Source organism: Paenibacillus paludis (assembly GCF_042610515.1).
Lineage (GTDB): Bacteria > Bacillota > Bacilli > Paenibacillales > Paenibacillaceae > Paenibacillus_AQ.
This window is the reverse complement of record NZ_JBGJZP010000009.1, coordinates 181,894-194,323: the sequence shown is the minus strand read 5'-3', so window position 1 is coordinate 194,323 and position 12,430 is coordinate 181,894. Positions and strand designations below refer to the sequence as shown.

The 12,430-nt window shown below is 51.3% G+C and carries 10 protein-coding genes and 1 riboswitch; of the genes, 4 read left to right on the top strand and 6 right to left on the bottom strand.

What is annotated here, in order from left to right; translation table 11 throughout:
- Positions 1-54: 54 nt before the first annotated feature.
- Positions 55-2,427, bottom strand: coding sequence for a PEP/pyruvate-binding domain-containing protein (locus tag ACAN56_RS19100; RefSeq protein WP_379145007.1), 2,373 nt, complete (start codon positions 2,425-2,427; stop codon positions 55-57).
- A gap of 628 nt (positions 2,428-3,055) precedes the next feature.
- On the opposite strand from ACAN56_RS19100, the gene ACAN56_RS19095 reads away from it, so the two are divergent.
- Entirely contained in the window at positions 3,056-3,550 is a 495-nt protein-coding gene (locus ACAN56_RS19095; protein ID WP_038589990.1) for a MarR family winged helix-turn-helix transcriptional regulator, read from the top strand.
- A 193-nt stretch (positions 3,551-3,743) separates the two neighbouring features.
- On the opposite strand, the gene ACAN56_RS19090 is transcribed toward ACAN56_RS19095, so the two are convergent.
- Positions 3,744-4,952, bottom strand: coding sequence for a mannitol-1-phosphate 5-dehydrogenase (locus tag ACAN56_RS19090; protein ID WP_038589987.1), 1,209 nt, complete (start codon positions 4,950-4,952; stop codon positions 3,744-3,746).
- An 87-nt stretch (positions 4,953-5,039) separates the two neighbouring features.
- Positions 5,040-5,720 carry an HAD family hydrolase gene (locus ACAN56_RS19085; protein WP_038589984.1) on the bottom strand — a complete coding sequence of 227 codons (681 nt, stop codon included), beginning with the start codon at positions 5,718-5,720 and terminating at the stop codon, positions 5,040-5,042.
- A gap of 431 nt (positions 5,721-6,151) precedes the next feature.
- Positions 6,152-6,290: riboswitch (cyclic di-AMP (ydaO/yuaA leader) on the top strand.
- 131 nt (positions 6,291-6,421) lie between these two features.
- Between ACAN56_RS19085 and ACAN56_RS19080 the strand changes: the two genes are divergently transcribed.
- Positions 6,422-7,558: a KamA family radical SAM protein gene (locus ACAN56_RS19080; protein ID WP_379145003.1), complete on the top strand. Its 1,137-nt coding sequence runs from the start codon at positions 6,422-6,424 to the stop codon at positions 7,556-7,558.
- A 58-nt stretch (positions 7,559-7,616) separates the two neighbouring features.
- On the opposite strand, the gene ACAN56_RS19075 is transcribed toward ACAN56_RS19080, so the two are convergent.
- Positions 7,617-8,690: a helix-turn-helix transcriptional regulator gene (locus ACAN56_RS19075; protein ID WP_038589978.1), complete on the bottom strand. Its 1,074-nt coding sequence runs from the start codon at positions 8,688-8,690 to the stop codon at positions 7,617-7,619.
- A gap of 129 nt (positions 8,691-8,819) precedes the next feature.
- Here ACAN56_RS19075 and ACAN56_RS19070 point away from each other — a divergent pair, with 129 nt between their 5' ends.
- Together ACAN56_RS19070 and ACAN56_RS19065 are read left to right on the top strand one after the other, a co-directional pair.
- Entirely contained in the window at positions 8,820-9,551 is a 732-nt protein-coding gene (locus tag ACAN56_RS19070; RefSeq protein WP_038589975.1) for a class I SAM-dependent methyltransferase, read from the top strand.
- Positions 9,548-10,669, top strand: a complete 1,122-nt coding sequence (locus ACAN56_RS19065; protein WP_379145000.1) for a saccharopine dehydrogenase family protein — start codon at positions 9,548-9,550, stop codon at positions 10,667-10,669. The genes ACAN56_RS19070 and ACAN56_RS19065 overlap by 4 nt, the downstream gene beginning before the upstream one ends.
- A 14-nt stretch (positions 10,670-10,683) precedes the next feature.
- Here the strand turns inward: ACAN56_RS19065 and ACAN56_RS19060 are convergent, their stop codons facing one another.
- Together ACAN56_RS19060 and ACAN56_RS19055 are read right to left on the bottom strand one after the other, a co-directional pair.
- The gene (locus ACAN56_RS19060) at positions 10,684-11,718 is read right to left on the bottom strand and encodes a HAMP domain-containing sensor histidine kinase (RefSeq protein ID WP_038589971.1); all 1,035 of its coding nucleotides are present in this window, start codon (positions 11,716-11,718) and stop codon (positions 10,684-10,686) included.
- A complete protein-coding gene (locus tag ACAN56_RS19055; RefSeq protein ID WP_379144996.1) occupies positions 11,715-12,389 on the bottom strand; it encodes a response regulator transcription factor in 675 nt (224 codons plus the stop codon). The genes ACAN56_RS19060 and ACAN56_RS19055 overlap by 4 nt, the downstream gene beginning before the upstream one ends.
- Between the last annotated feature and the right edge of the window lie 41 nt (positions 12,390-12,430).

The window sequence follows — 12,430 nt, the reverse complement described above, 5'->3', positions numbered from 1 at the left end:
ACATCCTGTCCTGTTAAAATTAACTTGTAATGAATTTTCCCATATTTCCATATGTCAGTTCACAATAAGTTCTACTACTCCCTGTCCCCCGTCCACAATAACACGGTCGCCGGTCTTCAACCTTGCTGTCGCGCTGCCGCAGCCAACAACAGCAGGGATACCCAATTCTCTGGCTACGATAGCCGCGTGCGACAACGGCGCACCGATATCGGTTATAATGGCCGCAGCTCTCGGAAACAGCGGTGTCCAGCCCACATTGATCGTCGAAGCGACCAAAATTTCACCGGCTTGAAACTGCTCTCCCTCTTCCGGTTTGGCCAGTACACGCACCCGCCCTTCAATCCTACCTGCGGCACCGGCAGAACCCTTCAGCCTTTCGGCATGAGGGTGTTCAGATAAGGGGACCGGTTGGGAAGCATCGTAGTAATCCAGCCGCCGGTGCGGATCCTTCGCCCACTTGAACGGTTCGAAACGTCCCCGGAGCATCGAGGGCAGCGGCGGCAATGACTGATACCTTGCATACGTTTGCTTACGTGCAGAAAAATATTGTACAGCAGTCAGATTGCCTGTGGCAAGCCAATCCATAATCTCATCCAGATAAAGAAAAAAGACATCCTCTCCAATTCCCGCAAGCTCACCCGCTTTAAGCGCAAATGCGCGGTTCACCCGCATCGTTCGGGTCCATTCGGAACGGACGGCTTCCCGCAGGCGCGGGCCCTCCGAGGCTTCCTCTATCCGCCGGGCAATCCGCTTGGCCTTTGCCGGGAACTGGCGTTCGAACGCCTTCAAGGCTTCTCCGCTCCGGACCCGCTGTCTCTGCAGGATGTCCTCCACGTCCATAGGGGCCTTGCGGAACTCAGCGATCTGCTTGTCCAGCCACGCGTCATCTTCTCCCGGGTCAGGGTACGATAATTCCATTTCATTCGGTCCCCGGTGGCCATACTTCACAAGGTATTCCTTCCGGCTCATTTCTCCCTTTATTACTCTGGATATTCCGATCAGCGGTCCCAGACTTTCCAGCTGGGCGGCTTCTCCGGCGTTGGACAGCAGCATATTGGCCTTTTCTTCTCCGACTGCCTCGCTGAGCTGCTTATGCAGCTTCTCAAACTTCTGCATTTGGGCAGAGGGCGCTTCCAGCGCCGACCACAGCGCCGTGACATTCTGCGGCCACAGCTCCTGCTTCCAGAGCGACAGCAGTTCCTTGCGGGTTGTTGCGGCTTGGAGTCTGCTTGTCAGCCGTCTGCACCACTCCGGTGAATCTTCCAGAAACTGCGGAAGGGTTCTAACGGTCTTGCGCGTTTGTTTCATACTGTGCATCATCTTGGGAAGCACTGTCTTGAGGAGCTCCCGTTTGGTAAATGGATATACCGGCAGAGCCATGCCTTCAGGAAGCTCTCCAAACACCCGGCTCATTTTCTTCCATATCGACTTGGTGTTCAGTCCAAATGCCGAGAACATTGATACCGAAAGACTAACATTAGTGTACACCCTTCCGCAAATATTGCCGGACATTACATAATGCCCCGGAATAATATTGTACTCTTCATCCAAGGAGCGCAGGATAGACCAGGTCAGAGGTGTTAAGACACCAGAGATGGATTCGCCCACATTGGTATTGGTCCAGAGAAAATCACCGGCCAGCGAGTCGTTGATCTCGAAGGTATTGCGGTTTCCCGGGTTCAAGGTCGTAACCGGTCTCGTCTGCAGGAGGTAGACCCGCCCCTTTGCGACCGCCCACTCGATATCTTGGGGAGCTCCCAGCTCCTTCTCCAGCCGGCATGCGTACCGGTATAACTTGGCTGCATACCGCTTGAAATCATCCGGGCCTTCATATCTGCCCCGGTTCCTTGCCAGTGTGAAGGAATAAGCGTTGCTCTCCCCTGAAACTAACTGTTCTCCCAGCCCATAGACATAATTCCCCGGCAGAACCGTGCGGCTGCCTGTAATGGGGTCGGCGGTGAACAGGACTCCGGAGATTTCCGAGTGAATCATCAGCTGCACGACAATGGCAACCTTATGGGAGGAGTCCATGTCCTGCATGGAGCTGTAGACTTGAACCCGTTCGCTATCCTTTGATTGATAGACCGTGTACATAGCTTCGCGAATCTGTTCGTCTGTCTCCACGTTCAGCACCGTTTCGAATTCTCCGGCAAATGATGCCTCAGCGGAATCTTCACTTAAACCCGAAGATCTGACTGCAAATCGTACATTTCTATGTGACATGCGGATTTTCCGCAACCTGGCTGCACTTTCAGTCCAAGCCTCTTCCTTTAATTTATCGCCTTCAAAGGCCGAAGGAAAGACAACAAATCCCTCCGGCACAGGATATCCCGCCTGAAGCATTCTGGAGAGCATCGCTCCCTTACCTCCTGCTTCGACGTATTGCTCCGGGCTTAGCTCGGCGAATCCTCGGATCATCTGTCCCATATTCAATTGCTCCCTTTGATATATTTGAAACTTTATTTAATTTGATATTTAGTTTCTTTTAATACTTTATTCCATTATTGTATTAACCGTCAAGCTTTAATCTATCAATATATTGAACTTATAATTCTTCTATTTTGGGATTGGCCGTGACTACAGAGAATGTTTGGACTTCCGGCCGCTGTTGTCTCCCGATTTCTTGATTTATACCGCTACTTGCGGTTGAAATCCGGAGACAAAGGCGGTCGCTATCGCTCCTACAGTTCCAAAATCCCCCTCCGTCACTTATCCCTAAATGTAATTCTCAAGTTCAATCTATTTAGGTAGTTCTTCAGTTCAACTGATATAGTTGATTAATTTCACCAAACAAAAAGAGACGTCCCATTAGCCATGAAATGGCTGCTTGGGACACCCCTCGTTTGGTGAACAGGATAGGCATGAGCACTTGGTGCGAATGGTCCGCGACCAGACCGTTGTTCCAATCACTGTGGTCCACACTATTTTGAACTTGTTTTGCAAAATATCAATGGTTTCGATAAAATAAAATTAATTTATTACATACCATCAAATATTTTAAGATTGTAATATCTGGCCCATCGAGATATTAACATTCCAGAAGGAGGGTTGTCTTATGTCAAGTCATGAACAAGATCAACCTACGGAGCTGCAGGAACAACTCACCCTACTCATGCGTGGACTGGGAACCCGAACGGTAATCTATCAGCAGAACGTGGCCGCTTCCCTCGGGTTATACAATAATGATTTTTTATCCGTAGATATCCTGCGTGAGAAAGGTCCCATTACGGCCGGGGAACTGTCCAAACTGACCGGGCTGACTACCGGCAGCGTTACCGCATTAATTGACCGGCTTGAAAAAAGCGGGTATGTCCGCAGGCAAAATGATCCCAATGACCGCCGCAAAGTGATTATTGTCCCGTTGTATGAGAATAAGGAAGAGGTAAGCAGCACCTACCTCAAGCTTCACTCGGAAATGCTGAACCTTGCTTCCTCGTATACGGCAGAAGAGCTTGAACTCATCACACAATTTTTGGGCAAGGCAAGTACGGTTCTGGAAGACCAGATTTATCGGCTTAGCTCTGCTACACTCAGCAAGCCCTCTTCCTGAATCCTCTGCTGCCACAAGCGGAAACGGCTTCGCCGTACTCAAAAGGACGATATCCAGCAGTCGAATGGCCCCGGGATATCGTCCTTTTTTCACATGCGGGATTGCTGTAAAAGCCATCTTTGCTTATTAAAACGGCAGGCCGGCATAAGCATTATGACTCGGACTGCCGTTGATATGCGAATTTCTGGACAGCTTAGCCGCGAAGAATTTGAACCATGGATTCAAAGCCGCTGCTGGCCATATGAGGATGTCTCAAGCAGGCTCTCCGGTATGTCTTGAGGATTTCGCCGTGAAGCGGATGTTCGGCTGGAACCCCTAACCGGGCGGCAAGCACTGCGCTTAAACCGGCAGTCCGAATTTCTTCCTGAAGAAGCACGGCTTCCCGATCATTTGGGTCGCCATAGAGAAGTGCGGAAGTAATGGCCGACACCAGATACGAGGTCTCTAGACCAAGCTCATGGGCAAGCATAGCAGGCCGGAGCAGCCGGTCATTTGGTGAAAGCTTGCGAAGCGGGGAACGTGCTACGCGCGATATTTTATCGTTGAAGTTCGGGTTGATGAACCGGTCCATGATCTTATGGATATATCTGTCGTGCGCCGCAGGATCAAAACCGTATAAATGGACCAGCAACGCGCCGGTCTCCTGCAGCACTCCACGGACACGGTCTTTAATTCCGGGGTCGGACATCGCCTCCTGAATGCTGGAGCAGCCCTCCAGGTAACCGAAATACGCTGCGCTGCAATGCCCGGTATTCACCGTAAACAGCTTCCGTTCAAGATAGGAATCGAGGGAGTCTACATAATGGACGCCTTTGATTTCCGTATAATCAGCGATTAACTCGCTGCGGGGAATGACCCATTCACTGAACGGCTCCACTACGATTTCCAGCGGATCTTTATGCGTCTGTACAGGAACGATGCGATCCACCATAACATCGGGGAAGGCGACACAGCGGTCTGCACGCCCCTTTAAAGGCTGCTTTAAATGGCGGTAAACCAGATTTTTAAGCTTTTGGCTGCTTCCCACGCCATTCTCGCAGGCAATAATATGAAGCGGCTTCGGATAGGGGTTGCTGTTTAGCCTGTTCTCGATACCCTGCGCGATGGCTCCGGCAATGTCTTTCAGCGCTGTTAGCCCGACCGCTGTCGTCACGATCTCAGCCTCTGCAACAGCTTGAGCCACCTGTTTCTGATCATTCAGATGAAGGGCAGTTACATTCTCCACAATAAAGCGGTCCCGCTCATCATTGGCAAGGGTAACGGGATAGCGCCCCCGTTCCTGCAGCTGAGCGATTTTCAGCTTATTTCTTCCGACAAAACAAACCTCATAACCGGAGTCTGACAGCACTGGACCGATAAATCCCCGGCCAATATTGCCCGCTCCAAAATGTACGGCTCTCAAATCGGTGTCCCCCTTTAGTAAATTCAACTCTATAAAATTTCACGAATCATAGTTGTTATACGCAGAAAATTAGTACACCGTAGTGATTTATACCTGCACATCAGAGATTTCGAAGCAGCTCCGGGAAATCACGTGATCGAAGTCAAGAAGACTTAGGCTTTCGGTCTGGTGATGCGGCATATCAAATTCAAGAAAACGGGTAATGGCATTCGGGATCACCACACAGAACATTCCGGCTGCAGTCGCAGCTCTTGCGCCGTTTGGCGAATCCTCAATAGCGACTGCCTCATGTGGTTTAATGTCAAGAGAGGACATGACCTGGTTATACAACTCCGGATCAGGCTTCACCTTCTCCACATGATCGGAGGTGCGGATGCTCTCGAAATAATCGCGTATGCCCAGCAGCTCCAAATGCCGTTCCACCCAGTCCATAGAGGAGCTGGAAGCAAGGCCAATCCGCAGTCCGGCGTCCTGGGCAGCATCCAGATATTGCTGAATTCCCGGCCGCATCTGTTCGAGCTCCATCAGCTTGCTGTGCCTCTGCTGGACCGCTGTTCTGAATGCCATCCGGTCGATAGGCAGCTTAAGGTCAGTCATCAAATATTCGTAGGGATTAAAACTGTTAAGGCTGGTGCCTATGCAAGTAGAATACTGTTCCAGCGACAGGTCTACCCCATGCTCTCCATAGGCTTCGCTAAAAGCGGTGTACCAAGCTGTTTCCGTGTCGATAATCGTTCCGTCAAAATCAAATATAATCCCTTTGATCAAATCAACCATCTCCCTCACAGTAGTCCGGTAAGCTAAGCTCACACAAAAGCGTGCAATCCGCTTCCAAAAATGCTTCCGGCTGGCGTATGTCTGTAAAAACCATAACAAAGGTTTTCTGGCCGCGTCAACCGGGGCAGCTTATCTTCCATCATATGAGGGCGGTTACAATTGCACAAAAACGAAACTGGGGACAAGCCTAAAAAAAGCGTTTTCCCGGTCGCTCCTGTTTGCACCAAAAAAAACAAAAAAACCTTTCTGTACAAAGGATTTCGCGTTTCTATGCCTTGCGGCCGGGACTCTGCGTATGAAGCATTTCAAAACGACCGGCAATCCCACAACAAAAAAAATTTCTACTCTGCTGATTTGGCTTGGCCCCGTATGCCTTGCCGCGGGCAAGTTTAGCTTTGACTTTTCAAAACTTCCCGGGTTATACTTTACCTACGCTTAATTTCCAGCCTTTGGGCAGGAAAGCGGGGGAACCAGTCTTTTGGGGCGAATCATTCACAGAATGTAGGGTACCATCTTACCCGAGTCCGTCAGCTAACCTCGTCAGTAGTGGATGGGTCTGCTTTTTTAGGTATATTCATAACCAGAGACCCTTGCTAAGGGTCTCTTTTTTGTATTCTAATGACCCTGCTGGCAGCAGTTTGGCTATCGACCTCAAGGCTCCCTTACTTCTCACACTATGAGACCAAGGAGAGATGCAAGTGCAAAAGGTAAGGTACATAACGGATATCAACAAGGTTGCCATGCTGTCTGAAACGGAAAAAGAAAAGCTGAAGGAGATCACCGGCAAATTTGCCTTTCGGGTCAATGACTATTATCTGTCGCTGATCGACTGGGATGACCCGGGTGATCCGATCCGCAGGCTCGTCATTCCAAGTGAAGGTGAACTTGCGGAGTACGGCTGCTGGGATGCATCCGATGAGGGAATGAATTATGTAGTGCCGGGATGTCAGCACAAATACAGAACAACGGCCCTTCTGATTGTCTCCGAGGTGTGTGGAGCTTACTGCCGCTACTGCTTCCGCAAGCGCCTGTTCCGCAATGATGTGAAGGAAGCACAAACCGATGTGGCTCCTGGGCTGGAATACATCAGGAATCATCCTGAGATCAATAATGTGCTGCTTACCGGCGGAGACAGCCTGATTCTCTCTACCTCCAAGCTGCGCTTCATCATCGAAAGCCTGAGATCCATTGACCATGTGAAGATTATCCGGCTGGGCTCCAAAATTCCCGTATTTAATCCCATGCGCATTTATCAGGACGAAGAACTGCTGGAACTAATCCGTACCTATTCATCGGAGGACAAACGCATTTACGTCATGGCGCATATTAATCATCCCCGGGAAATTACGCCCGAAGCCAAACAAGCATTCAGAGCACTTCATAATGCCGGGGCAATCGTAGTTAATCAAACACCGGTGCTGAAAGGCATCAACGATGATCCGGCGGTACTCGGAGAACTGCTCGACCGGCTGTCCTGGGCCGGAGTCACTCCCTATTATTTCTTCGTGAACCGGCCCATTGCCGGCAACCGCGAGTTCGTTCTGCCGCTGGAGCGTGTCTACAACATTGTTGAGGAAGCCAAGGCCAGAACCTCAGGTCTGGGTAAAAGAGTCCGTCTATCCATGAGCCACTCCTCCGGCAAAATCGAGATACTGGCGATTGAAGACGGCAAGGCCTATCTGAAATACCATCAGTCCAGAGCGCAGGAGTACGGCAAATTTATGATCCTGGAATGTCCACCGGATGCGGAATGGTTCGATGATCTTCCCGGCAGCGAGAAGCACTGGACCCATCCTGCTTTCACTTCCCAGATCCCGCAGCTCCTATAAAAGCCAGCACAGTCCCCTTGTATCAGCATCGGGACTGTTTGTTTAGCGTGCTTACCGGCTATTCCATCCCCTGTGAGAACAGCTTGCTGATGAGCGCTCTCCGGCTGGATACGCCGGTCTTGGAGAAGATCGATTTCAGGTGATCCTGTACGGTGTACGCAGAAATATGCAGCGACTCCGCCAGCTCCTTGGTAGATAATCCGCGGGAGAGCATTTCGGCCAGCTGCTTCTCCCTGGCGGTCAGCTGGCAGGCATCGGCCAGCAGCCGGAAGATCTCCGAGGACTTGGCATAGACAAAGGCAACGGCCAGCTCCGTCTTCCCGCCGCTTCCTTCAAGCCTGCTGGCCGTAACTGTCAAGTAAGCCCCATCCTCGACACGCAGGCATAATTTCGCCTTGGAAGGCAAGCCTCCTGGTTCCGTATTCTCGCCAAGTGCCCTCAGGCATACGGCATTGACCGGCCGGGGAAGAACTCCGTGATCCAACCGTTCCAGCTGTTGCAGACGGTTCATCCAATATTGGGCCGCACTATTCGCGCTGACCGGAAGCAGCTGGTCCGTCAGAATCATGATTCCACTGTCCTCCGGTGCGGTATCCATCCGTCCCAGAGGGGGCTCGGAGGCATAGCTGCGGAGTGCGCCGGCAATCAGCGGAACAACAGATGATATCACCGCACACTCCCGCTCCTGAAAAGGAGGTTCGTGCTGCGACCGGAACAAGGTTAAGAACCCCCAGCAGCCACCGCCTTCAACCAGCGCAGCCCGGAGCTCGTCTCCCAGGCCCGCAGGCTGGAGTACGTTGCGGTAACGTTCACTCCGCCCGGGCTGCCCTTCCGTTACACCACTTAAACAGGCGACCGGCACTGCCGCTGCGGCCAACTGCTCATACTTCATATAATCCTCATGCAGATATTCATATTCAAACAACTGCGGGTGCAGATCCTCAAGACCCTGCTCTGTGATCGCCCCGGTGGACAGCAGCGTATGCGGGTCCACGGTAGTGCAGCAGGCAGCGGTAAACGGAATGTACTGCCGCAGCTTGGAGATTACCGCCTCCCTGTATTGCGGAGATGTCATTCTCATCTCCTGCCGGTTGATTTCCAGCATCCTCAAGCCTTTTAGAACCTCGCTCATCCTGATGTCCTTTCCAAATCCCACATATGTGGGATAGCCTATTCCGTGTTTAATCCTGATAATTAGTAATAATTCTTATTATATATCAGGAGAACTCACATTCAAGCTATAGAGACAGGAGCAGATATCATGCAAGAGAAACATTTACATCATGCCAGAGACTGGGAGCATCCCGATGTTCAGCATTACGAGACAACAATCGCTGCAAAAATACCGGGGTATCCTCTGCTCTATGACATCATGGAGCAATTGCTGAGTGCACACCTCGGCGGCGAAACTCCGGCAGACCTGCTGATTGTCGGGGCCGGAGGCGGACAAGAATTGATAACCCTCGGCGCTCAGCATGAGCACTGGCGGCTCACTGGCATTGATCTGTCAACGGCGATGCTTGAGCTTGCCCGGCAGCGGATGCAGCGCACGGAGCTGGCCGCTGAAATCACTCTCCAGCAAAGCACGGTTGATGAACTGGACAAGAACAAGCTGTTTGACGCCGCCACATGCATGCTGGTGCTTCACTTTGTCAAGGAAACCGGACAGAAGCAGCGGATGCTGGAAGAAATCCATAGCCGGCTTAAGGAGGGGGCGATACTGGTTGTGGCAACCTTAAGCGGGGACGTCCGTTCTATCCCCGGGTCCTTGCCGCTAAAGGCATGGAAAAAACACATGCTGGCAGGCGGGATATCCGGGCAGGAATGCGAATGGTTCGAGCATTCCATCGGTGAAACCTCCTTCCCCATTCCGGAACATGAACTTCTAGCGTTGCTCGCAAGCAGCGGGTTCTCCGGTGTCACCCGCTTCTTCAGCTCCTATCTGATTGATGGCTGGTTCGCTGTGAAGCAAGGAAAAGAGGTTGCGAAATGAAAACAGACATAGTGGTTGTCGGCGGGTATGGCCATGTCGGCGCAGAAATTTGCCGGCTTCTGGGAGAACAGCATCCTGGAGTGGTATATGCGGCGGGACGAAGCCTCGAACGTGCGGAACAATTCTGCAGGACGACAGACGGCAAAGTGAAGCCGCTGCGGCTTAGTGTGGGAGAAGCGATAGATGGAGAACTGCTGAAGCGGACCAAGCTGGTGGTCATGTGCCTGGATCAGCAGGATACCGCGTTTGCGGAGGCTTGCCTGCGCAGCGGAACCCATTATGTCGATGTGTCGGCAAATGGGGAATACTTCCGGCTGCTTCAGAGCCTGGGAGACACAGCAGCCGGGCTCAAGGGTACAGCTGTTCTAAGCGTGGGGCTTGCTCCCGGCTTAACCAATCTGCTATCCCTCAAAGCGGTGAATGAACTGGATACACGTGAGCGCATCGACATCTCCATCATGCTGGGTCTGGGCGACAGTCACGGCCAAGCTGCCCTGGAATGGACGGTTGATAGTCTCGGCTCTGCCTTTGAGCGTGTGGAGCAAGGACACAAGGTTGCCGCAAGAAGCTTCACGGAACGCAAGCAGGTGAATTTCGGAGGTACGCCGGGAACGCGCAAGACCTACCTTTTCCCTTTTTCCGATCAGCAGATCCTGCCCTATACCTTGAAAGTCCCTTCTGTCGCTACACGTTTATGCTTTGATTCCCGGGTGGCCACCTCCGGCATCGCTTTTATGCGGAAAATCGGCTTAACCGCCCTCTTCCGCAACAAAGTCATCCGCAAGCTCACGGTCCAGGCTTTCGGCAAACTTCGGCTGGGTTCAGAACAATATGCTGTCAAAGTTGATGCTTATGGTGTTCGGAGCGGTAAAGCTGTTGTCATGGAAGCCGGTATCGAAGGAATGCGGGAATCCGCAATCACTGCCAGAGTGGCCGCCGGGGTTGCCCTGAGTGTATATGAGGAAACCCATCCGGCGGGAATACATCATATTGAGCAGCTGTTCAAGCTTAAGTCAAACGGTACGCAGCTCTCCTTGAGTTCAGCAGCCGGGGCCTCCGGCAGAGCCGATTATCCCCTTGACGGGCTTACCTTCTGGTCCGGTGTCCGCTCGCAGTAAGAGGTTCCCGATCTTTATCCTCTTGGCAATTCAATGAGGAATGTCGAGCCCTGGCCCGGCTTGCTGCTCACAACAATCCGTCCCCCGCACAGGTCGACAATCCGTTTGGCCAAAGGCAGTCCGAGCCCGTTCCCGTAAGAAGCCCGCGCTTTATCGCCCTGGTAGAACTTTTCAAAGATATGCCGCTGCACCTCCGGGGTCATGCCGATTCCGGTATCGGTAATTTCAACACTCACGTTCTGGGGGGATTCGGTCAAGGTGACGGACAGGTTCCCGTATTCTCTTGAGAATTTTACCGCATTCCCCAGAATGTTAATCCATACCTGCATCAGCAGCTCTTCGCTGCCGTAGAAGCCAGTCTCCGCCAACTGAATCTCCAGATCCAGCTGTTTGCCGCTCCACTGCGGCTCCAGGAGAAGAAGCGCCTGGCGGATCTGCTCATCCAGACTGAACTCTGTTTTTTCAATGATGATTTCCTGGTTCTCCAGCTTCGACAGCTTCAGAATATTGTTGGTCAGCATGGATAATTGCCTCGTGCTGCTAATGATCTTGCCCGCGTATTCCTCTCTTTCCTCGGCTGGAAGATCCGAATTCTGCAACAGTGCAGCATAGCCCTCAATGGCTGTGATAGGCGTCTTGAATTCATGGGATACATTCGTGACAAAATCGGTCCTTAGTGTTTCAATCCCTTGGAGCTCTTGAACCATCTTATTGAAATCCTTGGCCATCTCCCGGAATTCTTCAATCTTAATATTCTCATACAACTGAACATTAAAGTTGCCTTTGGCGACTTCCTTGGTTGCTTCTCTCAGTCTGCTGATGGGAAGCAATATTTTTTGCCCGATGACGGCAGTGATAAGCGTTCCAGTAAGGATCCCTGTAAGCAGTACCGCTGCCAGAAATCCGAAGGCGTGGAATTGGCCCGGCTCGATGATTGTGAATCTCTTTATAACGAATATAATAGTCATCATAAAGACCGCAGAAGACAGCATGATCATAAATACCAGCATCACAAAGGCAAACCATAAATTGCTGAACCTCTTTTTCATATATGCTTCACCGCCTTATACCCGAGTCCCCGGACCGTTACAATCTCAAACTCCGTATATTCCCTGAAACGTTCCCGCAGCCGGTTGATATGAACATCCACTGTCCGGGCATCCGTCTCCGTATCCATCCCCCAGATTTCATCCATCAGCTGCTGCCTGGTAAATATTTTGTTTGGATAAGCAATCAGCTTATATAGCAGGAAAAATTCTTTCTGCGGGAGAACCGTATTATCCCCATCCCTGTAGACCGTTACAGAATCATAATCGAGGGTCACCCGGCCCACAGTCAGCTTGCGTTCATTAACAATCTGCGCCCGGCGCAGCAAAGCCCCCACCCGCAGTACCATCTCATTGATATCAACCGGCTTCACCATATAATCGTCTGTGCCGACAAGGAACCCTTTCTGCTTGTCCTGAAAGCTGTCTTTTGCCGTAATGATCAGCACAGGCAGATTGTTATTGGATTGCCTCAGATGCTCAATCAGCTCGTAACCGTCCACTTGCGGCATCATAATATCAGAAATAATCAAATCAATATATTCCGCTTCCAAAATATCCAGCGCACTCTGACCATCCTCTGCTGCAAGCACCCTGTAGCCATGTTTCCCAAGCACCGTACAGATCAGCTGGCGCAACGTCTCATTATCTTCCACAACAAGTATAGTAATCATGAAATCACCTGCATTCTTTAGCCTTTGAATAAATTATAGTC

Bases quoted from the DNA above. Each gene is read 5' to 3' on its own strand.
- ACAN56_RS19100 (WP_379145007.1), bottom strand. From the start codon at position 2,427: ATGGGACAGATGATCCGAGGATTCGCCGAGCTAAGCCCGGAGCAATAC.
- ACAN56_RS19095 (WP_038589990.1), top strand. From the start codon at position 3,056: ATGTCAAGTCATGAACAAGATCAACCTACGGAGCTGCAGGAACAACTC.
- ACAN56_RS19080 (WP_379145003.1), top strand. From the start codon at position 6,422: ATGCAAGTGCAAAAGGTAAGGTACATAACGGATATCAACAAGGTTGCC.
- ACAN56_RS19075 (WP_038589978.1), bottom strand. From the start codon at position 8,690: ATGAGCGAGGTTCTAAAAGGCTTGAGGATGCTGGAAATCAACCGGCAG.
- ACAN56_RS19070 (WP_038589975.1), top strand. From the start codon at position 8,820: ATGCAAGAGAAACATTTACATCATGCCAGAGACTGGGAGCATCCCGAT.
- ACAN56_RS19065 (WP_379145000.1), top strand. From the start codon at position 9,548: ATGAAAACAGACATAGTGGTTGTCGGCGGGTATGGCCATGTCGGCGCA.
- ACAN56_RS19060 (WP_038589971.1), bottom strand. From the start codon at position 11,718: ATGAAAAAGAGGTTCAGCAATTTATGGTTTGCCTTTGTGATGCTGGTA.
- ACAN56_RS19055 (WP_379144996.1), bottom strand. From the start codon at position 12,389: ATGATTACTATACTTGTTGTGGAAGATAATGAGACGTTGCGCCAGCTG.